Origin of the sequence: Micromonospora sp. NPDC050397, from assembly GCF_044901685.1 — a bacterium.
GTDB lineage: Bacteria > Actinomycetota > Actinomycetes > Mycobacteriales > Micromonosporaceae > Micromonospora_G.
The window spans coordinates 789638-810912 of record NZ_JBJDPS010000003.1 but is presented as its reverse complement, the minus strand read 5'-3'; the positions used below and the strand labels follow the sequence as shown (position 1 = coordinate 810912).

At 72.0% G+C, this 21275-nt stretch carries 22 protein-coding genes; 10 read left to right on the top strand and 12 right to left on the bottom strand.

Translation table 11 applies throughout. The features are described 5' to 3' along the window. The first annotated feature begins 95 nt into the window (after positions 1-95). The 4 genes from ACI2K4_RS14630 (at position 96) to ACI2K4_RS14615 (ending at position 3870) form a co-directional block, all read left to right on the top strand. Positions 96-698, top strand: a complete 603-nt coding sequence (locus tag ACI2K4_RS14630) for a hypothetical protein (protein WP_404511357.1) — start codon at positions 96-98, stop codon at positions 696-698. Further along, positions 695-1006, top strand: a complete 312-nt coding sequence (locus ACI2K4_RS14625; RefSeq protein WP_404511356.1) for a hypothetical protein — start codon at positions 695-697, stop codon at positions 1004-1006. Before ACI2K4_RS14630 ends, ACI2K4_RS14625 begins: the two co-directional genes overlap by 4 nt. Next, a complete protein-coding gene (locus ACI2K4_RS14620) occupies positions 1003-1794 on the top strand; it encodes a WXG100 family type VII secretion target (RefSeq protein WP_404511354.1) in 792 nt (263 codons plus the stop codon). Before ACI2K4_RS14625 ends, ACI2K4_RS14620 begins: the two co-directional genes overlap by 4 nt. Positions 1795-1980: 186 nt before the next feature. Then, complete coding sequence (locus ACI2K4_RS14615) at positions 1981-3870, top strand: M14 family zinc carboxypeptidase (protein ID WP_404511353.1); 1890 nt, start codon at positions 1981-1983, stop codon at positions 3868-3870. A 164-nt stretch (positions 3871-4034) separates the two neighbouring features. On the opposite strand, the gene ACI2K4_RS14610 is transcribed toward ACI2K4_RS14615, so the two are convergent. The 4 genes from ACI2K4_RS14610 to ACI2K4_RS14595 are packed head-to-tail and all read right to left on the bottom strand — an operon-like array spanning position 4035 to position 6651. Next, a complete protein-coding gene (locus tag ACI2K4_RS14610; RefSeq protein ID WP_404511351.1) occupies positions 4035-4772 on the bottom strand; it encodes an ABC transporter permease in 738 nt (245 codons plus the stop codon). A 15-nt stretch (positions 4773-4787) separates the two neighbouring features. Next, on the bottom strand, positions 4788-5693 hold the full coding sequence (locus tag ACI2K4_RS14605) for an ABC transporter ATP-binding protein (RefSeq protein WP_404511349.1): 906 nt from the start codon (positions 5691-5693) through the stop codon (positions 4788-4790). Next, complete coding sequence (locus tag ACI2K4_RS14600; RefSeq protein WP_404511347.1) at positions 5690-6016, bottom strand: transcriptional regulator; 327 nt, start codon at positions 6014-6016, stop codon at positions 5690-5692. The genes ACI2K4_RS14605 and ACI2K4_RS14600 overlap by 4 nt, the downstream gene beginning before the upstream one ends. Further along, entirely contained in the window at positions 6013-6651 is a 639-nt protein-coding gene (locus tag ACI2K4_RS14595; protein WP_404511345.1) for a transporter, read from the bottom strand. The genes ACI2K4_RS14600 and ACI2K4_RS14595 overlap by 4 nt, the downstream gene beginning before the upstream one ends. A gap of 300 nt (positions 6652-6951) precedes the next feature. Here ACI2K4_RS14595 and ACI2K4_RS14590 point away from each other — a divergent pair, with 300 nt between their 5' ends. Further along, positions 6952-7779, top strand: a complete 828-nt coding sequence (locus ACI2K4_RS14590; RefSeq protein ID WP_404511343.1) for an SGNH/GDSL hydrolase family protein — start codon at positions 6952-6954, stop codon at positions 7777-7779. Positions 7780-7851: 72 nt separating this feature from the next. Here the strand turns inward: ACI2K4_RS14590 and ACI2K4_RS14585 are convergent, their stop codons facing one another. The 3 genes from ACI2K4_RS14585 to ACI2K4_RS14575 are packed head-to-tail and all read right to left on the bottom strand — an operon-like array spanning position 7852 to position 10894. Further along, entirely contained in the window at positions 7852-9075 is a 1224-nt protein-coding gene (locus ACI2K4_RS14585) for a glycosyltransferase (protein WP_404511341.1), read from the bottom strand. Next, the gene (locus tag ACI2K4_RS14580; protein ID WP_404511339.1) at positions 9072-9971 is read right to left on the bottom strand and encodes an ATP-grasp domain-containing protein; all 900 of its coding nucleotides are present in this window, start codon (positions 9969-9971) and stop codon (positions 9072-9074) included. Before ACI2K4_RS14580 ends, ACI2K4_RS14585 begins: the two co-directional genes overlap by 4 nt. Then, positions 9971-10894 carry a PIG-L deacetylase family protein gene (locus tag ACI2K4_RS14575; RefSeq protein ID WP_404511337.1) on the bottom strand — a complete coding sequence of 308 codons (924 nt, stop codon included), beginning with the start codon at positions 10892-10894 and terminating at the stop codon, positions 9971-9973. Before ACI2K4_RS14575 ends, ACI2K4_RS14580 begins: the two co-directional genes overlap by 1 nt. Positions 10895-11243: 349 nt before the next feature. Here ACI2K4_RS14575 and ACI2K4_RS14570 point away from each other — a divergent pair, with 349 nt between their 5' ends. After that, on the top strand, positions 11244-11963 hold the full coding sequence (locus tag ACI2K4_RS14570; protein ID WP_404511335.1) for a hypothetical protein: 720 nt from the start codon (positions 11244-11246) through the stop codon (positions 11961-11963). A 23-nt stretch (positions 11964-11986) separates the two neighbouring features. On the opposite strand, the gene ACI2K4_RS14565 is transcribed toward ACI2K4_RS14570, so the two are convergent. After that, positions 11987-12403: a MerR family transcriptional regulator gene (locus tag ACI2K4_RS14565; protein ID WP_404511333.1), complete on the bottom strand. Its 417-nt coding sequence runs from the start codon at positions 12401-12403 to the stop codon at positions 11987-11989. 28 nt (positions 12404-12431) lie between these two features. Here ACI2K4_RS14565 and ACI2K4_RS14560 point away from each other — a divergent pair, with 28 nt between their 5' ends. Further along, positions 12432-13175, top strand: a complete 744-nt coding sequence (locus tag ACI2K4_RS14560) for a methyltransferase domain-containing protein (protein ID WP_404511331.1) — start codon at positions 12432-12434, stop codon at positions 13173-13175. On the opposite strand, the gene ACI2K4_RS14555 is transcribed toward ACI2K4_RS14560, so the two are convergent. Next, complete coding sequence (locus ACI2K4_RS14555) at positions 13162-13983, bottom strand: NAD(P)H-binding protein (RefSeq protein ID WP_404511329.1); 822 nt, start codon at positions 13981-13983, stop codon at positions 13162-13164. The genes ACI2K4_RS14560 and ACI2K4_RS14555 overlap by 14 nt on opposite strands. A 91-nt stretch (positions 13984-14074) precedes the next feature. Then, on the bottom strand, positions 14075-16138 hold the full coding sequence (locus ACI2K4_RS14550; RefSeq protein WP_404511327.1) for a HelD family protein: 2064 nt from the start codon (positions 16136-16138) through the stop codon (positions 14075-14077). A 190-nt stretch (positions 16139-16328) separates the two neighbouring features. On the opposite strand from ACI2K4_RS14550, the gene ACI2K4_RS14545 reads away from it, so the two are divergent. From ACI2K4_RS14545 to ACI2K4_RS14535, 3 genes are read left to right on the top strand one after another with little or no spacing between them, the layout of a single operon-like run. After that, entirely contained in the window at positions 16329-16913 is a 585-nt protein-coding gene (locus tag ACI2K4_RS14545; protein ID WP_404511325.1) for an ArsR/SmtB family transcription factor, read from the top strand. A 59-nt stretch (positions 16914-16972) separates the two neighbouring features. Further along, entirely contained in the window at positions 16973-18322 is a 1350-nt protein-coding gene (locus ACI2K4_RS14540) for an MFS transporter (protein WP_404511323.1), read from the top strand. Continuing rightward, entirely contained in the window at positions 18315-19163 is an 849-nt protein-coding gene (locus ACI2K4_RS14535; protein WP_404511321.1) for a menaquinone biosynthetic enzyme MqnA/MqnD family protein, read from the top strand. Before ACI2K4_RS14540 ends, ACI2K4_RS14535 begins: the two co-directional genes overlap by 8 nt. Positions 19164-19208: 45 nt before the next feature. On the opposite strand, the gene ACI2K4_RS14530 is transcribed toward ACI2K4_RS14535, so the two are convergent. Both ACI2K4_RS14530 and ACI2K4_RS14525 read right to left on the bottom strand, forming a co-directional pair. Next, positions 19209-20147, bottom strand: coding sequence for a serine hydrolase (locus tag ACI2K4_RS14530; RefSeq protein WP_404511835.1), 939 nt, complete (start codon positions 20145-20147; stop codon positions 19209-19211). Between the two features lie 26 nt (positions 20148-20173). After that, complete coding sequence (locus ACI2K4_RS14525; protein WP_404511319.1) at positions 20174-21232, bottom strand: serine hydrolase; 1059 nt, start codon at positions 21230-21232, stop codon at positions 20174-20176. Positions 21233-21275: the final 43 nt, after the last annotated feature.

The following is a 21275-nucleotide window of genomic DNA, read 5'->3' as shown; positions in this document are numbered from 1 at the left end:
AGTACTACCGAATGCGATAACAAGGGGCCCTTCCTTACGGCGCGTCAGGGTGGTCAGGATAGCGACGTGGATCACCCGGGTGGCATCCTTGCCCGGTGGCCAAGGACTACACGATCCACATCGAGCCGGTGGTACGCCCACTGCTCGATCCGACCGAGCGTCTGCTGGCGGTGTCCCCGCTGATCAAGGACCCGGGTACGACCGAGGACACGTCCCTGTCGGACGAGTTGAAGAACCTGCTCGACCCGACCATCCTGATCGGACTCGGCAGCCATCCGGGGCAGTTGCTCCAGCGGGCGACCTTCGGTCGGGCGGTGGTCGGGGCGGAGGGAAGCGGCGGGCACCAGCTTTTCGAGGCGGTCGACCGGGTGCTGGCGCCGAACCTGGTGGTCACCGACGCCCGGCTGCTGGTGGTGGAGCTGGAGACGGTCGAGCGGCCCGGTCGGAGCTTCACCGAGCGGTGGTTCGGGCCGGTGGAGCAGGTCGCCCGGCTGGTCCACCCGGTCTCCCGGGACGCCGTCGTCGGCGCGGTTCCGGCGCCGGCCGGAGTGCTGCGGCGGGGTCGTTTCCTCGTCGTCTTCACCGACAGCTCGGCCTGCGCCCTGGTGGGCGGCCCGCCGGAGCTGGGCCGGAAGGCCGCGGCGGCGATCGGGATGCCACAGCCGCCAGCCGTCGCCCCTGGGGAGGAGCAGGCATGACCCAGCCGTTGAAGGTCTATCTCGACGCGATGACCAGGTACGCGAACGCCATGGACGACCTCGGTACGGCCTTCGGCAACACCCGCGCGTTGCTGGTGGACGCCGACGTCACCGAGGACAGCTTCGGCATGCTCCCGGAGTCCCGGGAAGTGGCGAAGACGTACGAGCAGCGCACCACCGACGGCTTGGACGTGCTGCGGGCGGGCGAGGAGGTGTTCGGCGAGTTGGGGGACGCGTTCCGCCAGATGCGGGACAACTACCAGGCTTCCGACGATGCCTCGGCGAACATGTTCGGGGGTGGACGATGACCCGTGCACCGAGCGGGGCGGAGCGGATCGAGACGTACCTCGGTCCGGCCGGTGCGGCGTACGCGGTGATCAAGCCGATCGTCGAGTTCCTGTCCCATCCGATGGACGCGGTGACCGGTGATCCCGACGCGTTGAACGCGCAGGCGAGGGCGTGGCGGGACGCGGCGGACCGGATGGACCGGTTCGTCCAGGACGAGGTGGGCGCGCGGCGCGACCTGCTCGCCCACTGGGAGGGCGAGGCGGCGGAGTCGTTCAACGCCGAGATGAGCCAGGTGAACCAGTCGCTGGGCGAGATCGGCGCCCACTTCGAGGCGACCGCCGAGCTGCTGGAGGGGTCGGCCGAAGGTGCCAGACAGGCGCAGGAGCTGGTCGAACAGATCGTCCGGGAGCTGATCGCCTGGGCCATCATCACGATCATCGTGGCGCTCGCGTCGGCCTGGATCACGGCCGGCGCCTCGGTGGTGGCCGGAGGGGCGGCGACCGGGGTGCAGGCGGCGTTGGCCGGCACCCGGGCGGCGGCGGTCGGGGTGAAGCTCGCCAACCTGCTGCGCAAGGTGGCGACGTTCCTGAAGAAGATGAGCGACTTCGCGCGGGCGTACAAGCTCACCAGCATCCACAAGGTCGGGGTGTCGAACTGGGCCAGTGCCCGGTACGCCACCAGCGCCGGTTACCAGTTGCTGGCCACCAACTGGGTGATCAAGAAGACCATCGTGGAGCCGACCCTCGGCCCGACGGTGGACAAGGTCACCGGAGCGGACAAGCAGTGGGAGCTGCCCCAGGTGCTGTGACGCGCCGGCCCGGCCCGAGGGTGTGGCGCTTTTCTTCTGTCCGCCGGGCGATCGTTGGTGAAATTTTGTCGGCGTGACGACGATGTTGAGATGGAACGGAGAGTGATCGTTATTGATATGACCATGTAAGGGGTGGTGCAGTGTGCGGTACAGAGCGGGAATCTCCGCACCCCCAGGAGGTTTTGCATGCCCTTCCGTACCCTCGTACCCCGGCGGTCGACCCGGCGCCGGACCCTGGCCCTCGCGACGACGCTCGCGGTGGGACTCTTCGCGGCGGTGACCGCACCGGTCTCCGCCGACCCGAAGCCGGGCGCCTCCAGCGCCGCCACCAGCGCCGAGTACCGGGTGATCGGCCCACGCACGCTGGACGACCGGAACGCGGTCGCCCGGACGGGTGTGGCGATCAACTACAGCGAGCACGGCATCCTGAACGTCACCGCGACCGCCGCCGAGGTGAAGGCGATCACCGCGCTCGGCTTCACGCTGGAGGCCGTACCCGCGCCGCCGTCCCGGGGGGCGACCGGTGATGTCGGCGTCTTCGCCTTCCCGCCCGCCGACTCGAACTACCACGACTACGCCGAGCTGACCGCCGTGATCAACCAGGTGGTGGCGGACCACCCGTCGATCGCCCGGAAGTCGAGCATCGGCAGCTCGTACGAGGGTCGCGACCTGCCCGTCATCAAGATCTCGGACAACGTCGGTACGGACGAGGCCGAGCCGGAGATCCTGTTCAACTCCCAGCAGCACGCCCGTGAGCACCTGACCGTCGAGATGGCGATCTACCTGCTCAACCTCTTCACCGACAACTACGGTTCCGACTCCCGGATCACCAACATCGTGAACACCCGGGAGATCTGGATCGTGCCGACGGTCAACCCGGACGGCAGCGAGTACGACATCGCGACCGGCTCCTACCGGTCCTGGCGGAAGAACCGGCAGCCGAACTCCGGTTCGTCGAACGTCGGCACCGACCTGAACCGCAACTGGAGCTACAACTGGGGCTGCTGCGGCGGCTCGTCCGGCAGCACCTCGTCGGAGACGTACCGGGGTCCGTCCGCCTTCTCCGCCCCGGAGACCCAGGCGCTGCGCAACTTCGTGAACGGCCGCGTGGTCGGCGGCGTGCAGCAGCTCAAGGCGAACATCGACTTCCACACGTACTCGCAGCTCGTGCTCTGGCCGTACGGATACACGACGGCGAACACCGCACCGGGGCTCGACGCCGACCAGGAGTCGACCTTCCGCACCATCGGCCAGCAGATGGCCGCGACCAACGGCTACACCCCGGAACAGTCGTCCGACCTGTACATCACCGACGGCGACAGCATCGACTGGATGTGGGGGCAGCACAAGATCTGGGCGTACACCTTCGAGATGTACCCCGGCTCCTCCGGCGGCGGCGGTTTCTACCCGCCCGACGAGGTCATCCCGGCGCAGACCTCGCGCAACCGCGAGGCGGTGCTGATCCTCAGCGAGTACGCCGACTGCCCGTACCGGGCGATCGGCAAGCAGGCGCAGTACTGCGGCGGCGGCGGTGGCGGCACCACCGTCTGGTCGGACAACTTCGAGACCGCGACCGGTTGGACCATCAACCCCTCCGGTACGGACACCGCCACCTCCGGCGTCTGGGAGCGGGGCACCGCGCAGGCGACCAACTCCAGCGGCGCGAAGCAGCTCGCCCCGGCGGGTGGCAGCAACGACCTGGTGACCGGCCGGCTGGCCGGCACCGCCGCAGGTGACTACGACATCGACGGCGGGCTCACCAGCGCCCGGTCACCGGCGGTGACGTTGCCGGGCAGCGGCACGCTGACGCTCTCGCTCTCCTGGTATCTCGCGCACGGTACGAACGCGTCCTCGGCGGACTTCTTCCGGGTCAGCGTGGTGCACAACGGCGGCACGACCGCACTGCTCACCCAGGCCGGTGCGGCGAGCAACCGCAACGGTACGTGGACGGCCGCGAACCTGAACCTCTCCGCGTACGCCGGTCAGTCGATCAGGATCCTGGTGGAGGCGACCGACGCCTCCGGCGCGAGCCTGGTCGAGGCGGGTGTGGACAACGTGGCGATCACCAGCTCCTGACCGCCGCACAGCCTGATCCCAGCGCAGCCTCGATCGCACCGCAGGCTGATCCCAGCGCGGCCTCGATCGCACCGCACGGCGTCGCCCCGTCGGCCGGCTCTCCGGTCGGCGGGGCGACGGTCGTTCGGAGCGACGGTCGACCGGGCGGTCCGACGCCGGTCGGTCTAGCTGAACCGGCGACCCTCGTCCCGCCGGTACGCCCAGCCGGCGGCGGCGGCCAGGAGCACGACCCAGACACCGAGCATGACCAGCGCGGTCGGCTCCGGCCGGAAGTCGCCGACCGCCGCCCACATCAGCTCGACCGCGCCCCGGGTCGGCAGGTAGGGCGCGACGGTCTCGATGAAGCCGGGCGCCTCGTCGGGTGCGGAGAGCAGGCCGCCACCGAAGGCGAGCGGGAAGAAGACGACCTGCGCCACCACGATCGCGGCCTTGCTCGGCAGCGCGTACCCGATGACGAGCCCCATCAGGGTGAACGGCACCGCGGCCACGACCACCGCGCCGAGCGCGAGGACGAAGGCGGCCGGCGTGACGGTCGCGGCGGTGGCGACGGCGGCGATCACCACCACCGGGATCAGCGAGAAGAAGGTCAGCACCAGGCCGGCGAGGATCCGGCCGGCGAAGCGCGGGGCCGGTCCGGCCGGCAGGGTCCGGGTGTACGGGTCCCAGGGATGCGCCCGGTCCTCGGCCACCCCGATGCCGTACTGGAAGATGTTGCTGCTCATCACCGCGAAGGTGACCATCGAGGCGGTGGCGAAGGTGGCGCCGGTCGGATCGTCGCCGGCAAACGGCACCACGAAGAAGAGCATCGAGGCGGCCGGGAAGAAGGCGCTGCCGATCACCGCGACCGGGATCCGGATCGTTTCCAGGAGTTGGTACCTGGCGTGTACGAGCGCGAGCTGCATGACGGTTTCCCCCGGTCAGGCGGTGATCGGTTGGGCTGCGGTCGGTTGGGCCTCGGTCGGCTCGGCGGTCAGCGTCAGGAACGCCTCCTCCAGCGAGGTGGGCCGGATCTCCAGGTCGGAGAAGGCCACGTCCGACCGGACCAGATCACGGACGAGCTGGTCGGCGTCGGCGGTCAGCAGGTGGGTCCGGCCCTCGCTCGTCTCGACCCCGAGCACGCCGGGCAACTCCGGCAGTTCGGCGGCGGCCAGGCTGACCCGGCGTACGCCGACGATGCCCCGGATCGCCGCGACCGTGTTGTCGGCGAGCACCCGGCCCTGCCCGAGCACCACCACCCGCTGGGCGAGCGCCTCGATCTCCTCCAGGTAGTGGCTGCTCAGCAGCACCGTCCCGCCGTCGGCGTGGAACGACCGGATGGCCTCCCAGAGGCTGTGCCGCGCCTCCACGTCGAGCCCGGTGGTCGGCTCGTCCAGGATGACGAGCTGAGGTCGCCCGACGAAGGCCAGCGCGATCGCCAGCCGCCGCTTCTGTCCGCCGGAGAGGCCGCCGGTCTGGCGCCGGGCCAGGTCGGCGATGCCGAACCGGTCGAGCAACTCGGCCCGGGGGACCGGATCGGCGTAGTGGGCGGACACGTAGTCGACCACCTCGCCGACCCGCAGGGTCGGTGGTAGGCCGGTCTCCTGCGGGGTCACGCCGAGCCGCTGCCGGTTGGCCCGGTCGCGCGGGTCACCGCCGAACAGCTCGACCCGCCCGGCGCTGACCCGGCGTACGCCGACCAGCAGGTTCAACAGCGTGCTCTTGCCGGCCCCGTTCGGCCCGAGCAGGCCGACCACCTCGCCGGCCCGGACCTCGAAGCTGACCTGGTCGAGTGCGGTGACCTCGCCGTACCGGCGGGTGGCCCGATCTGCGCGGGCGAGAATCATGTCGACTCCTGGGTGGGGGTGGTGGTCGGATCGAGCAGGGCGCGCAGGGCGGCGGTGTACTCCTCGAACGCCAACTGCCCGCGCCGGCTGAGCCGGACCAGGGTGGCGGGTGTACGTCCCTGGTGGGTCTTGGTGACCTCGACGTACTGGGCGTCTTCGAGCTTGCGCAGGTGGACGGAGAGGTTGCCGGCGGTCATTCCGAGGATGTCCTGCAACCGGGGGAAGGCGATCCGGTCGCCGTCGCCGAGCGTGGCCAGGGTGGCGACCACCCGCAGCCGCGCCTGGGCGTGGATGATCGGGTCGAGTTCGGGCGGCGCGGTCACGACCGGTTGCTGTTCAGCCAGGCGACGGTGCCGCCGATCAGCATGCCGCCGCCACCGGCGACGGCGACGACCAGCGCGTGCCAGCCGGGACCGGCGTACACGCCGACGACGTTGATCACGATCAGCCACACCCCCAGCCGGAACAGGCTGCGGTCCAGCCAGATCGCCCCGCCGGCCAGGTGCAGCACCCCGGTCAGGAAAACCGCGACCGCGGCCCAGAGCAGTCGGGCCAGGTCGTCCGGCAGGTGGTCGGTGACCTGGCTGAGAATGGCGCCGTAACTGAAGAAACCGAGCGACCAGGCGAGGCCGTACCACTGACCCCGGCGGGACGAGTCGCCGGTGACCTGCCCGTACGCCCGAGCACCGCTGACCCCGCTGATCACCGCGGCGGCGGTGAGCAGCACGAAGAGGCCGGTCAGTGGGAGCCAGTCGGGCAGGTCCACGAAGACCCGGTCGTCCGGGCCGAAGCGGAGGAAGAAGAGCCCGAAGCCGATCAGCCAGGCGAGGCCCCAGGGCCAGTAGACCAGGCGGGGGTCGGGGCTGAGCCGGCGTGCCGTCTCGGCCTGCTGCCGCTGGATCAGCAGGAGCGTCTCGGCCGGGGTGGCTGGCGGTCGGTCGTCGTCGTCCAGGTTCACGCAAAGAACTTTACCGCGCAAAGTACATGGCGCGGTTGACCCAGTCGCCGATGCGACACGAGACGTGTTGACGAACCGGGATCCCGGGGGTCTCCGGCCCGGCTTTCGTGCATTTCCAACGGGTGCGTAACCAGCCCACACGTACGAACCCGCGAGTACGTTCAGCGCCTCCGGAAATTCGTGATCGATGCCACGCTAATCGGACAACCCGCCCGATCCAGCTTTATTGTCGACACCCGGAAGACTCGATGATCACCTCATCGTGGCCCTGGCAGACCACGACATTTTGGAGGTTCATAGATGGTTCGGAGTGTTCGGGTATGGCTCGGCCTGGGACTGTCGCTGCTCGCGACCGCGGCCGTCACCCTCGCGGTAAGTCCAGCTCAGGCTGCCTCCCGTGGGTACGCCGATGTGGCCCTCGGCGATTCCTATTCCTCCGGGGTCGGCGCCCCGCCGTATTCCGACCCGACCGGTTGCGTACGGAGCGAAAAGGCGTACGCGCCGTTGTACGCCGCCGCCAACAACATCAGTTCCTTCGATTTCGCGGCCTGTAGTGGTGCGCTCACCACCGACGTCCTGGAAAAGCAGCTCACCGGACTCGGCCGGGCCACCCGTCTGGTCACCATCACCATCGGCGGGAACGACACCGGATTCAGCAACGGGATCAGCGCCTGTGTCGGTGGCACCGACGCGGACTGCGACGCGGTCGTCAAGGCCAGCCAGCAGTTCTCCCGTACCGAGCTGCCGCCCCGGCTCGACCGGACGTACGCGGCCATCCGGGCCCGGGCGCCGCAGGCCAAGCTGGTGGTGCTCGGTTACCCGCGCTTCTTCGAGCTCACCGCCGACTGCGCGCAGGCACCGCTGAGCCTGACCAGGCGTACCGCGCTCAACGCCGCCGTCGACACCCTCGACGAGGTGATCGCGTCGCGGGCCACCCGCGCCCGGGCGACCTTCGTCGACGTCCGGACCGCCTTCGCCGGACACGGCATCTGCGGCGCCGAGCCGTGGCTCAACAACCTGGCCCAGAGCGGCCCGTTCCACCCCAACGAGGCCGGTTACCGTGCCGGTTACCTCGCCGCGCTGGACCGGGCGGTTCCGTGCCGGCCCGGCCACGGGCACCACAACTGATCGAGCCGATCGGTACGGCCCGGCGGAGCGCCCCTACGGGTGTCCCGCCGGGCCGGTGCCGTACCCGGGGTGTCAACCCACGGTGGTACGGCTGCGTACGCCGGTCCGGTCCAGCTTGTTCCAGCGCATCGGGGCACCCCGCGCCTCCAGCCAGAGTGCCCGGACAGTCACCACGCTGCTGAACACCGAGAAGAGCGCGGCGGCGGGGAGCACGTAGAGCAGGCGCAGGTCCCGCCAGGCCCGGTCGAACGCGATCGCGACCAGGGTGTGTGCCGCCGCCGCACCGAGCCCGATCCAGAGCAGCAGCGCCGGTACGGTCGGCGAGGTCGGCATCCGTCCGGTGACGGCCAGCAGCAGCACCAGGGCGAGGGTGAGCAACTGGATCGGCGGCACGGCGAGCATGGTGACCAGGTTGTAGACCAGGTACGGACCGAGCCGGCCGTGTCGACGGCTGCCGACCAGGTCACGGTGGCGCCGCGCGGTCTGGACCAGTCCACGGGTCCAGCGGATCCGCTGCCGCCACAGGCCGCCCACCGTCGACGGAACCTCCGCGTAGACCAGCGCCCTCGGCTGGAAGTTGATCCGGTACCCGGCCGCGCGTACCCGCCAGGTCAGCTCCAGGTCCTCGCCGAGGGTCCCGGTCTCGAAGCCGCCGACCTCCTCCACCACCCGGCGCCGGAACGCCCCGCAGTTGCCGGAGACGATGGTCAGGCAGCCGAGCAGCGCCAGCCCGCGCCGGACCAGCGCGGTGGCGTGGGTCAGCAGGGCCAGCAGCCGGGTCTGGTGCCGGTCCAGGTTCACCGGTTCGTCGTTGCCGCAGACACCACCGACCGACGGACTGTCGAAACCGCGCAGCAGTTGGCCGATGGTGTCCGAGGTGAAGACGCCGTCCGCGTCGACGAAGCAGCAGATCTCGCCCCGGGCCAGCCGGATTCCCGTGTTCAGCGCGGCGGCCTTGCCCCCGTTGGGCTGGGTCAGCACCACCACGTCCGGGTGGTACGCGAACTGGCGCATCACCGCGAGCGTACGGTCGGTCGAACCGTCGTCGACCAGGATGATCTCCTTGCGTGGATACCGGGTGGCGATGATCGACTCGACGCAGCTCGCCAGCACCCGCTCCTCGTTGTAGGCCGGCACGATCACCGACACCAGTGGGAGTGGACTGTCGAAGACCGGCTGCCGGCGTCGGCGTACCTCGGCGAGCAGGGCGAGCGGGTAGTAGGCCAGCTCCAGCAGGCCGATCAGCAGCAGTGGCACGGTGAGCAGCACGACCGCCCCGGAGAGCGCCCCGGTCACCGGGCCACCCCGGCCCGGTACGGCGACACCCGGCCGGCGCCGGGCCCCGCCCCGGGCCTCGCGTCGAGCAGCGCGTCCAACACCTCCGGTGCCTCGCCGCTGTGCGCGCCGAAGCGGGCGTTGACCTCCAGCACCACCGGGCTGCCGTCCCGGCGGCGTCGGATGTCGAGGTCCGCCGGACCGGTCAGGCCGATCGCGCGTACCGCCGACCGGGCCAGGTCGGCCACGTCCGGGCAGTGGTCACGGGTCACCCGCAACCCGTTGCCGACCCGGCCCCGGGCGAGCGTCGTCTTGCGGAGCACCACCAACGCCTCCACCCGGCCGTGCGGGTCGGTGAAGAGGTCGACGGCGTACTCCGTACCGGGAACGAACTCCTGGAGCACGTCGTCCGATCCCGGCGGCGGCCCTTCGGTGCCGTCGTGCACGCGTACGCCGCGCCCGCCCCGGCCGTGCCGAGGCTTGCTCAGGTACGGGGTGCCGAGATACCCGCGCAGCGCGGGCGCGGTGAGCACCCCCGGCAGGACCGAACGCGGTACGGCCACTCCCGCGCCCGCCAACACCTGCGCCGTACGCCACTTGTCGTCGGCGATCGCCACCGCCTCGGCCGTACCGACCAGCACCCACGGCCGGTTGGCCCGGGCGGCGAGCGGTGCCAGCACCGGCAGTTCCTCGGTGACCGTCGGCACGATCAGGTCGACGCGGTGCCGGGCGGCGACCGCCAGCAACTCGGGCAGGAACGACTCGTCCGTGGCGGCCGGGACCGATTCGATGCCGTCCGGCCCGCAGCCGCCCGGTGCCATGTCGACGCCGACAGCGGTCACCCCCCGGTTGACCAGCGCGGCGAGCAGGGCGCGGCCGGCGGGACCGGCGGCACCGGTCACCAGTAGGCGGGGCATCAGTTCTCCTCCACCAGCGGCACGGTCATCCGGACCGGTTCGAAGCCCTCGGCGAGCGGCACCCGGGCCTGACCGCCCCGGAACGCGGCCAGTCCGCGTACCTGCCGCTCGCCGACGTACGGCTTGGCCCGCTGGTCGTGGTGGGTGGCGACGGCGCAGACCTTCGCGTCGAGTTGGTCGGTGATGTCGACGAAGACGCTGGGCCGGAACTCGGCGGTGACCGACGGGCTCTCGTAACAGAGCACCGCCGGATGCTGGCGGGCCGCCCGCAGCGTGGCCAGGTGCACCGCGCGGTGGTCCTGGTGCTGGTCGTTGCCGGAGTGGGTGAAGATCAGGTCCGGCTGGTGGCGCCGCAGCGTCCGCTCGATCGCGTCGGCCATCTCGTTCTCGTGCCCGGCCAGCCGGGTGTCCGGCAGGTCGAGCACCTCGATTCCGGTGGCGCCGAGGAAACGCCCGGCGGACCGGGCCTCGTCGGCGCGGACGGCACCGTCGCCCCCGCGCCCACCGTGGCTCATCACCAGGACGTGCACCTCGTGCCCGGAGTCGACCAGCCGCAACAGCGTGCCGCCGCAGGCGAGTTCGAGGTCGTCCGGATGCGCGCCGATGGCGAGCACCCGGCGGGGAAGCCGGGCCGGCGGCGTGCTGACCCGGAGGGTGGCGCAGAGGCCGGCCAGCCCGGTGAGCACGACCAGACTGGCCACGTGCACGCCGATGGCGACCTCGTCCGCCGGACCGGCGCCCGGCCGGTGGCTCAGGAGACAGGCCACGTTCGCGGGAACCAGCACCAGCGCCGCGCTGACCGCGACGACCTGGATCAGCCGGGGCCGGCGGAAGCGTCGGCGTAGCGGCCGGTCGGCGCTGGTCGCGGCGGTCGCCGCCACGACCAGCGCGACCAGAAGTGGTACGGACAGGGAAACGGTCACGACGACCTCGCTCACCTAACGGCCGCGCCTGTCGGTCCCGTACGGGATCCGGTCGCACGCGGCTGCCTCTGTCGGTCAAACCGCAGCCTGCCGGCCCACGATGAGGATGGTCTGAGCCGTGGGTGAGAGCGTCCTCATCCGCCGGTTGCCACCGCTCCTCGTTCCGTCGTGCTTGCGGCGCCGGTGCACACTTGCCGCAGTTGGGCGGTGATCGGAGGTGGTCGATGCGATCGGTCGGTGCTGGACTGTCCCGGAAGCTGGCGTCGCCGTCGCGTGAGGTGGCGTCGCCGTTGTGTCAGGTGGCGTCGCCATTGTGTGAGGCGGCGTCGCCGCCCGTGGCGGTGGTCTCGTGAGGTGGTTCGCGGCCAAGTGCCCGGTCTCCCCGACCGAGCAGCGGTGGATCGAGGACTCGATGCGTTGGTTCGCCGGTGAGTTCGGCGAGGAGATCGTCCGGCGCCCGGTGGCGCTCCCCACGCCGGAGTTCTTCCCCGGCGAATACACCGGCACCGAGGCCGACGTACGCCGGGTCGTCGGGTCGCTAGCCGTACGGTTCGGTGTCCACCCGGCCCGGCTGGAGGTCGAGTTCTTCGACGACGACCTGAACGCCGGGCTGATGGCGAGCCTGCCGGCGTTCGCCGGGTCGTGGGGTGGCGCCGCCGGCCACTACCAGCCGCGCGGAGACCGGGCCGTCATCTCGATCAACAGGGCCGAGGCGGGCAACCCGACCTCGCTGGTGGCGACGGTCGCCCACGAACTGGGCCACGTGCTGCTGCTCGGCGACGGCCGGATCGCCCCCGAGCGGCGCGACTCCGAGCCGCTCACCGACCTGTTGACCGTCTACTTCGGATTCGGCGTGTTCGGTGCGAACGCCGCGTTCGAGTTCTCCGCCGACAACGGTGGCTGGCAGTCCCGTCGTACGGGTTACCTGACCGAGCCGATGTTTGGCTACGCCCTGGCCCGCTACGCCGTACTGCGCGGTGAACCGGACCCCGACTGGGACCGGCACCTGGACACCAACCCGCGCACCTACCTGAGGAAAAGTCTGCGTTACCTGGGGCGGGCCGGCTGATCCCGCCCCCCCCGGGCCGGCACTCACGGGGCCGGTGCGGCACGGCTGGCGATCTCCCGCGCCGCCGGGCACCGGCTCAGGTCGGCCTGGTCGCAGTCGATCGCGTGGGCCACCATCTCCCGTGCGATCCGCAGTTCCTCGGCGCGGCGGTCGAGATCGGCCAGGTGTGCCCGCAGCGGCGCACGCCGTTGCTCCGAGTCACCGGTTCCGGTCGGGACGATCAGCGCGGCGATCTGCGCGAGACTGAGCTGAGCCGCCTTCGCCCGCCGGATCATGCCAATCCGCACCAGGTCACCCTCCGTGTAGCGGCGGACGCCGTTGACCCGAGCCGGTGCCACCAGCCCGGCCGTCTCCCAGTGCCGCAGTACGTGTGCCGCCACCCCGGTACGGGTGGCGAGTTCCCCGATCGACATCGTGCCCGCCGGCTGACTTGACCTCATGTCGACATGAAGCCACAGGCTTACCGGCATGACCAGACCCCGCCCCTGGGAGGCGCTGGACGCCCTCCCCGTCCACCGGGCAATGCGCGAACGTTCGTACCACCTGCTGGCTCCCCGTCCGGCCGGGCCGGTGGTCGACGTCGGCTGCGGTACCGGCCTCGCCCTCCGGGAACTCTCCGACCGTGGCGCCGAGGTGATCGGCGTCGACCCCGACCCGACCAGCCGGGCCGAGGCGGTGCGGCTCCGTCCGGGCATCGAGGTCAGGGCCGGAACGGCCGAGGAACTGCCGTTCGCCACCGGATCGGCGGCCGGGTACCGGGCCGAGCGGCTGTTCCACCTGGTCACCGACCCGGTGGCGGTGCTGGCCGAGGCCCGGCGGGTGCTCGCGCCGGGGGCACCCATGGTCCTGCTCACCCAGGACTGGGCGATGGCCACCGACGACGACTCCTCGCCCGTCGCGGAACGGATCTGGCGGGCGGCCACAACGGTCACCCCCGCCCCGTTCGCCGGACGACGGTCCCGGTCGGCGTTGCTCGACGCCGGGTTCACCGACGTCTCGGTCGAGGTGGTGACGGCGGTGCTCGTCGGGCCGGCGTACGCGGACGCGCTGGTGCCGGTCGTGGCGGCGGCCCGGCGTTCGGGCACGGTTTCGGCGGCGGAGGCGGACGAGTGGCTGGCACACCGGCAGCGGCTGGCCCGTACCGGCCACGGCCTGCTCGCCCTTTCGACGTTCGTGGTCAGTGGTCGCAGCCCCGTGCTCACCATGCGGTGAGCGCCCTCGACACCGCCTCGATCAGCGGGGTCGGCGGACGGCCGAGCACCCGGTGCAGGTCGTCGGTCTGCCGTTCGAGCGCGCCGGACCGGGCCAGGCCCATCAGGAAGCCGATCGGTCCCGGCACCTCGCCGGTCTCCTCGCGGTAGCCGACCGGCCTACCGCCGACCTCGCTCAACGCCTCGGCGAGCTGCGGGTACGTCCACAACGGACCGGTCAGGTCGTAGCCCCGCCCCAGGTGGCTGTCGTCGGTGAGCACGTTGGCGGCGGCCTCGGCGAGATCGGCGCGCAGCGCGGTGTTGAGCCCCCGTCCGCCCGTACCGCTGGTCAGCTCGCCCGAGTCGAGCGCCGCCCGGAGACCGGGGTTGACAAACGCCTCGCTGTAGAACGGGTGCCGCAGCAGGGTGTACGGCAGCCCGCTCGCCTCGATCGCCCGCTCGGTCCGGTGGTGGGCGGCGTTCATCCCGGTGCCGTCGCGGTCCGCGCCGAGGAAGCTGGTGTACCCGACGGCGCGTACGCCACCCGCGACGGCGGCCTCGATCGCCGCGAGGTGTTGCCCGGTCCGCCGGTCCGGTGCCAACTCGGGGGAGGAGATCAACAACAGCCGGTCCGCGTCCCGGAACGCCGAGCGCAGGCTCGCCGGGTCGTCGTAGTCGGCGTGCCGTACCCCGATCCCGGTCGCGGCCAGGTCGGCCGCGCGGGCGGGATCGCGTACGGCGGCGACGACCTGGTCGGCCGGCACCCGGGTCAGCAGTTGTGCGAGCACGAGCCGGCCGAGGGCGCCGGACGCGGCGGAGACGACGATCATGTGGTTTCCCGGTGGGTCCAGGGGCGGGAGCGCCCGCCTGACGATCTTGCGATTGCCAGGCAACAACGGAACCTACGACGGCGCCACCGAATTACCGGTCGCCGAGTGGGGCCGGGAGCGGGTCGTGGTGCAGCACGGCGAGCCGGGAGACGGCCCGGGTCAGCACCACGTAGAGCCGGTGCAGCCCACGGGGTTCGGCCGCCACGATCCTGGCTGGCTCGACCACGATCACGTGGTCGTACTCCAAGCCCTTGACCAGACTTGCCGGGACCACGGTGACCCGCTCGGCGGCCTCGACCTCGTCGGCGGTCGAGCTGGCGATCCCGGCCTCGGCGAGCGCGCCGGCCAGCCGGTCGACCTCGGCGTCGGCCGCGATCACCGCGACCGAGCCCTGGTAACCCAACGCCGCCCGCACCTCGGTCACCGTCGCGGCCACCAGGTCGTCCACCGTACGCAGGTCGAGCGCGCCGTCGCGACGCAGCGACTCGGCCGGCGGCACGTCGACGGCGAGCGCGGGGAGCAGCCGGTTGGCGAAGGCGACCACGGCGGCGGGCACCCGGAAGCCGATGGTCAGCGGCACCACGGCGGCGTCCGGCTTGCCGAGGTGGGCCAGCGACTGCCGCCAGTCCGTCGCGGCCCACGGCGCGGTGCCCTGGGCGAGGTCGCCGAGGAGGGTGATCGAGCCGTGCACGCTGCGCCGGGCGATGGCCCGGCACTGCATCGGGGAGAGGTCCTGCGCCTCGTCGACGACCACGTGTCCGAAGCTGGTCACCCGCTCGATCAGCCCGGCCGCCTCGTCGATCAGGACCGCGTCGGCGGCGCTCCACTTCGCCGCCTTGGCCGTACGGGGTGGCTTCGACCAGATCAGGAGCTCCCGCTCGGTGGTGTCGAGCAGGTCTGCGGCGGCGTCGGCGAGCGCCTCGGCGTCGCTGAACAGGTGGTGCAGCAGCCCCTCCGGGCTCAGCGCCGGCCAGGACGCGTCCAGGAACGCGGTCACCGGCTGGGACTTGCCCATCCGGCGCAGCCAGGCGTCGTTCGGCGACTCGCCCCGGCGTGCCTCGGCCTGGCGTTGCAGCAGGCTGACCACCCGGGCCCGGACCCGCTCCCGACCGAGGCCGTACGGCAGGCGTTCGCGGCGGGCCTCGTCCACCACCCGGCGCAGCACCTCCGCCCCGATCCGCCAACGGAACGAGCCGTCGGAGACCGTGATCGGCTCCGCCGGCCTGCGGATGTGCGCGTCCACCGCCCGGCGCAGCACCTCGGCCATCCGTACGTCGTGCTTCAGCGCGGCGGCGGCCGGCGTGTCAGTGCCTCGGATCAAGACCGCCCGTGGCCGGTCACCGCCCTCCGGTCGGTGGAACGCGGCGGTGACCAGGTCCTCGACCGTCGCCTGGGCCACCTCGACCTCCCCCAGCGCGGGCAGTACGGCGGCGATGTAGGACAGGAAGGCCCGGTTCGGCCCGACGATCAGCACCCCGGAGCGGCGCAGTCGTTCCCGGTGCAGGTAGAGCAGGTACGCGGCCCGGTGCAGCCCGACCGCCGTCTTGCCGGTGCCGGGCGCCCCCTGTACGCAGATCGAGGTCTCCAACTCGGCCCGGACCAGTTCGTCCTGCTCGGGCTGGATGGTGGCGACGATGTCGCGCATCGGTCCGACGCGGGGCCGTTCGATCTCGGCGGTGAGGATCCGGGAGGCCGTGCCGAGTTCCTCGCCCCGGTCCAGGTGCTCGTCCTCGAAGCTGGTCAGCACCCCGGAGTTGAAGCCGAACCGGCGCCGGGTGGCGACGCCCTGCGGATCGCGGACGCTGGCCCGGTAGAACGACCGGGAGACCGGGGCCCGCCAGTCCAGCACCATCGGCTCGCCCAGGTCGTCGGTGACGTGCCGTCGGCCGATGTGGTAGTCGACCTCGGGGAAGTGGAGCCGGCCGAAGAAGAGCGGGGTGGTCGGGTCGTCGGCGAGTTCGGCCACCCGTCGGGAGAGGGTCCGGCCGAGCATCTCGGCCGTGTACGAGTCACCGGCGACGTTCTCGCCGGTGCTGAAGAGTGCCTCGGCGCGCTGCCGCATCCGGTGCAGGGCGGCACGGGAGGCGTCGAGGTGGGCGCGTTCGGCGCCGAGTTGGTCGTCGAGTCCGACGATTTGGTGGGCGGGCAGGGTCATCCGACGTACCTTCCGGTGCGTTGTTGTGGTTCGGCTGACCTGGGCCGCCCGGCGCTCCGTCGATGCGGTGCCGGCAGTGCCCGGTGGCGAAGGCGCGCGGTCGCGCGCGCGGAGGATCGATCGTACGCCGCGACCCGACCCGGGGCGAACGGATTAGCGCTGGCCACGGCGGGGGCGGAATCATGGCCTCATGAGCGATGAGAGTCCCGGGCGGCGGTGGCCGACGGTCAGCGACCCGAAGGTGATGCGGGCGCTGGCCCACCCGGCCCGGCTGTCGATCATGGAACATCTCGGGTCGACCGGGGAGGCGGTCACCGCGACCGGGGTCGCCGAGGTGGTCGGACTGTCGCCGAGTGCGACCAGCTACCACCTGCGGGAACTGGCCAAGACCGGTCTGGTCGAGCAGGCGCCGACCCGGGGGGACGCCCGGGAGCGGCTGTGGCGGGCGGTGCAGCCCTCGTTCCAGGTCGACGCCGGCCGGGACGCCACGCCGGACGCGCGCGACGCCGCACGGGATCTGGTCGACACCTACCTGGACCGGGACGTCGACCGGGCCCGGGCCTGGATCCGGCGCTCCTACGACGAGCCGGCCGAGTGGTACGACGCCGCCCTGGTCAACGGCAGTGTGCTGCTGTTGACCGCCGAGGAGCTGACCCGGCTCAACTCGGCCGTGCTCGACCTGCTGGAGCCGTACCGGCGGCGGCACCGGCAGGCCGATCCGCCGGCCGGTGCGCGTCCGGTCCGGGTGAACTACTGGACCCTGCCGATGGAGTGAACCCCGGCGCGGGTTCACCCGCCCTTGCGTGGGTAGATGTGAAGGATTATTTTCGAAGTATGTCTTTCACGTCTGCTCCGACGTATGCCCCCGACATCGCCCCGAGCGCCTGGCGGGACGTGTACGCGGCGGCGACGGCCAAGGGCGTCTCGGTCTGCGGCGACTTCCTCGCCGCCACCACGCTGGTGCTCGCCCTACAGTCGGCCGGCGCGGGCGGGCTCGCCGTCGCCGCGCTCCTGCTCGCCTCCACGCTGCCGCTGGTCGTGCTCGCGCCGGTCGCCGGACGCCTCGCCGACCGGGTCGACAGTCGTACGCTGCTGATCCTCGCCGGGATCGGCCAGGCCGCCGTCTGTGTCGCACTCGCCCTGGTCCACCAGCCGATCGTGGTGATCGCCCTGGTCGCGCTCCTCTCCTGCGGCCTGGCGGTGACCCAGCCGACGCTCTCGGCGCTGATCCCGGCCATGGTCCGGCGGGAGGACCTGCCCCGGGCCGGCGCGATCAGCCAGACCGCCGGCACCGTCGGCGCGCTGGTCGGACCGGCCCTGGCCGGCCTGCTGGTTGGGGAGTTCGGCACCCGGGTGCCACTGCTCCTGGACGCCGCCAGCTACGGCGCGCTGGTGCTGGCCGGGCTGGTGATCCGTACCCGTCGGGGTGGGCGCGCGGGTGTCCCGACCGCCGCCGCCGGCGCGGCGGGGCCGACCGCCGCGCCGGTCGCCTGGTCGATCTGGCGCGACCCGCTGCTGCGGGCGATGATCGTCTCGGTCGCCGCCGTGGTCGGGGCGATCGGTGCGATCAACGTGGTCGCGGTCTTCTTCGTACGCGAGACGCTCGCCGCCTCCGAAACCGTGTACGGGGTGGTCGAGGCGGCCTGGATGGCGGGGCTGCTGGCCGGCGCGTGGTTCTGTGCCCGGCTGGCCCGCCGCGCCCGGGACGACGCCGCCCTGGTCGGCGGGATCCTGGTGCTGCTCGGCGGCATGTGCCTGGTGCTGCCGGTGGCGTCCGTGGTCGGCACGGTCGGCTGGCTGATCCCGCTCTGGGTGCTCGGCGGGGCGTTCAACGGCGGCGAGAACGTCTTCGCCGGGGTGGTGCTGGGCAACCGGGTGCCGGACGGGGTCCTCGGGCACGCCTTCGCCACCTTCGGTGGCGCCATCCAGGGCGCGAGCATGGCCGGTTACCTCGCCGGTGGCCTGCTCGCCGACCAGGTGCCGATCCGGCCGTTGATCGCCGGCCTCGGGCTGGCCGGGCTGGTGGTGGTCGTCGCGCTCGCCGTACCGGTGCTCCGGGTCACCCGGCGGGAGCGGTCCGGCGCAGCCGCCCCGACCGCCGCCGTCGATGCGGGCTGGGCCACTTATCCGCCGGCTGGTGGAGCGGAGATCCGGGGCGGCGGATACGGTGGAGACCATGGGTGATCTTCAACGGCCACGGGTCGGGCACATCCAGTTCCTCAACTGTTTGCCGATCTACTGGGGGCTGATGCGGTCCGGCGCCCTGCTCGACGTGGACCTCCAGAAGGACACGCCGGAGCGGCTGAGTGCCGCCCTGGTCGCCGGTGACCTCGACATCGGACCGATCACGCTGGTCGAATACCTCCGGCACGCCGACGAGCTGCTCCTCCTGCCGGACCTCGCGGTCGGCAGCGACGGACCGGTGCTCTCGGTGAACGTGGTCTCCACCCGCCCACTGGCCGACCTCGACGGGGTACGGGTGGCACTCGGCTCCACCTCCCGTACCGGCGTCCTGCTCGCCCAGATGCTGCTCGCCGACCGGTACGGGGTACGCCCCGACTACTTCACCTGCCCACCCGACCTGTCCCAGATGCTGCTCGAAGCCGACGCCGCGGTGCTGATCGGCGACGTCGCGCTCCGCGCGCTCTACGAGGCGCCGGGGCGTGGGCTCTCCGTCACCGACCTCGGCCAGGCGTGGCGGGAGTGGATCGGGCTGCCGATGGTGTTCGCCGTCTGGGCGGTCCGCCGCGACTTCGCCGCCGCCCACCCCGGCCTGGTCAAGGAGGTGCACGAGGCGTTCCTGCGCTCCCGTGACCTCTGCCTGGCCGAGCTGGACGAGGTGGCCGAGGCGGCGGCCCGCTGGGAGCCGTTCGACGCCGCCACCCTGGCGTCCTACTTCCGGGTGCTCGACTTCTCCCTCGGCGAGCGCCAGGTGAGCGGGCTGCGGGAGTTCGCCCGCCGGGCCGCCGCGATCGGCGCCACCCCACTGCTGCCCGAGCACGGTCCGGCCTTCTTCACCGGCTGACTGCGCCCTCTTCCCGGCCCGCCCGGCGCCGTCCGGTGGGGCGGGTCAGTCCGCGCGGAGTTGTTGGGCGATCTGCTGGCAGATCTTGGCGCCGTAGTCGTACCCGAGGTTGATCGGGTATCTGGCCATCACGCCCATCGTCCAGCCGTCCCCGATGGCCAGGCAGTTGACGTGGGTCTCCTGCTCCTGCGAACGCTCCACCCAGCCGTTCTTGATCGCGATCGTCTTCTGCTCGGCGGCGGGCCACGCCTTGCGGATGCCGAAGTCGCCGGAGCCGCGTACCGCGCGCATCTCGCCGAGCAGCCACTTCGTCCAGGTGGGGCCGGCGGCCCGTCCGTCGGCGATGCAGGCGGCGAGCCGGGTGACGTCCCGGGGCGAGAGCAAGGTACGGCTCCAGCCGGTGCCCGCCCGGCTGTCGGTGAGCTTGCAGATGCTGATCAGTCGCTTGATCGACGCGGCCCCGCCGACGGTGCCGTAGAGCGAGGTGGCGGCGTCGTTGTCGCTGTCGCGGATCATGATCCGCACCTGTTCGAGCTGCGCGGCGGTCGGCTTTCTGCCGGCCTCGGCGCTGCGGCGGAGGAAGTCCGCCCCGATCCAGGACTTGATCAGGGACGCGGTCGGGCTGGTTTCCATCATGTTCGGCGAGCCGTAGCTCTCCCCGGTACGGGTGTCCAGCACCGCCCAGGCCCACCAGCCCTCGGCCTGGACGACCACGTCGGCCTCGCGTACGGCCAGCGGCGGCAGCTCCGGGCTCGGGGTGGTGCTCGGGGTGGCGCTCGGGGTCGGTTGGGCCGGCGCGCTGGCCGTCGGGCTGCTCGACCGGGTGGAGCGTACCTGCTCCCGGGGTTCGCCCCACTCCATCGCGGTGCGGTCGACCAGTTGCGACCCCGGCACCAGCCAGAGGGTGGTCAGGACCAGGACCAGGAGTACGCCGACGACCGCCGAGACCCGGAACGGGGTGGGGCTCGGCCAGCCCCGATCCAGCCATCTTCGCCACTGGTCTCCGGTCGTCACGACGCACCGTCCCTACCGGCCCGGGGGACCGCTCGGTGGCCCACCGGCAGCGGCACCTTGATCGCGGCACCGGGCTGCGGGGTGACCAGTTGGGTGGCCACCCGGGAGCAGATCTCGGCGCCGTAGTCGAGGCCCTGCTTGCGTGGGTAGCGCAGCAGCACCGCGAGCACCCAGTTGTCGGCGACCGCCAGGCAGTTGAGGTGCCACTGACCGTCCGCGTTGATCATCGTCCAGCCGTTCTTGATCGCGACCGGCGTCGTCGCCTTGAGGTACGCCGGCAGTCCGTCGACGATTCCCCACCGGCCGCCGCCGCTGGTCGTACGTTGGTCCTTCGCGGCGGTGCTGCCTCGTACCCTGGTCATCTCGTCCAGCACCCACCTGGTCCACTTCGGGCCGGCGGCCCTGCCGTTCTTGACGCACTCGCCCATCCGGACCGCGTCCTCGGCGGAGATCCTGGTGTAGCTCCACCACGCGGACGTGGCGCCGGACGGGCCGCTCGGCCTGGTCCCGGTCAGCCCGCAGATTTTGATCATGCGGTCGATCACCGGCCTGCCGCCGCCGAGCCGGAACAGCTTCTCCGCCGCGTTGTCGTCGCTGTCCACGATCGCGAGCGACGCGTCCCGTAGCCGTGCCCGCGGGGGCGGCTTGTCGCCGAGGCGACGGAGGTAGTCCGAGACGAGCCAGACCTTGATCATCGACTCGGTGGTGTTGGTGGCGGTCCGGTTCGGCGTGCCCGAGATCCGGCCCGTCCTCCGGTCGAGCAACGCCCAGGAGAAGAAGGCGCTGTTGACCTTCAGCCGCACCGGTGCGGCGGCCAGCGTCGGTGGCGGCGGGGCGGCGAGCCTGGCCGCCGCGACTCGCCCGGTCCCGGCCGCTCCGACCTGCGCTGCCCCGACCTGCGCTGCCCCGACCTGTGCCGCCGGATCGACCTGGGCCGCTGGACCGGACCGGGTGACCGGATCGGCGCCGAGGTGGGCGTACGCGCCCGGCACCAGCAGGACGCCGCCGGCCACGATGGCGGCGAGGGCGAGCACCATGATCAGGCGAGGGCGCATGGGCGGGGGGCTCCAAGGAGTCGGGACCCGGGGGGACCGGCCG

Coding starts and splice junctions, on each gene's coding strand:
- ACI2K4_RS14620 (WP_404511354.1), top strand. CDS start 1,003: ATGACCCGTGCACCGAGCGGGGCGGAGCGGATCGAGACGTACCTCGGT.
- ACI2K4_RS14610 (WP_404511351.1), bottom strand. CDS start 4,772: ATGCAGCTCGCGCTCGTACACGCCAGGTACCAACTCCTGGAAACGATC.
- ACI2K4_RS14555 (WP_404511329.1), bottom strand. CDS start 13,983: ATGATCGTCGTCTCCGCCGCGTCCGGCGCCCTCGGCCGGCTCGTGCTC.
- ACI2K4_RS14545 (WP_404511325.1), top strand. CDS start 16,329: ATGAGCGATGAGAGTCCCGGGCGGCGGTGGCCGACGGTCAGCGACCCG.
- ACI2K4_RS14540 (WP_404511323.1), top strand. CDS start 16,973: ATGTCTTTCACGTCTGCTCCGACGTATGCCCCCGACATCGCCCCGAGC.
- ACI2K4_RS14605 (WP_404511349.1), bottom strand. CDS start 5,693: ATGATTCTCGCCCGCGCAGATCGGGCCACCCGCCGGTACGGCGAGGTC.
- ACI2K4_RS14550 (WP_404511327.1), bottom strand. CDS start 16,138: ATGACCCTGCCCGCCCACCAAATCGTCGGACTCGACGACCAACTCGGC.
- ACI2K4_RS14560 (WP_404511331.1), top strand. CDS start 12,432: ATGACCAGACCCCGCCCCTGGGAGGCGCTGGACGCCCTCCCCGTCCAC.
- ACI2K4_RS14565 (WP_404511333.1), bottom strand. CDS start 12,403: ATGAGGTCAAGTCAGCCGGCGGGCACGATGTCGATCGGGGAACTCGCC.
- ACI2K4_RS14525 (WP_404511319.1), bottom strand. CDS start 21,232: ATGCGCCCTCGCCTGATCATGGTGCTCGCCCTCGCCGCCATCGTGGCC.
- ACI2K4_RS14580 (WP_404511339.1), bottom strand. CDS start 9,971: ATGCCCCGCCTACTGGTGACCGGTGCCGCCGGTCCCGCCGGCCGCGCC.
- ACI2K4_RS14625 (WP_404511356.1), top strand. CDS start 695: ATGACCCAGCCGTTGAAGGTCTATCTCGACGCGATGACCAGGTACGCG.
- ACI2K4_RS14590 (WP_404511343.1), top strand. CDS start 6,952: ATGGTTCGGAGTGTTCGGGTATGGCTCGGCCTGGGACTGTCGCTGCTC.
- ACI2K4_RS14535 (WP_404511321.1), top strand. CDS start 18,315: ATGGGTGATCTTCAACGGCCACGGGTCGGGCACATCCAGTTCCTCAAC.
- ACI2K4_RS14615 (WP_404511353.1), top strand. CDS start 1,981: ATGCCCTTCCGTACCCTCGTACCCCGGCGGTCGACCCGGCGCCGGACC.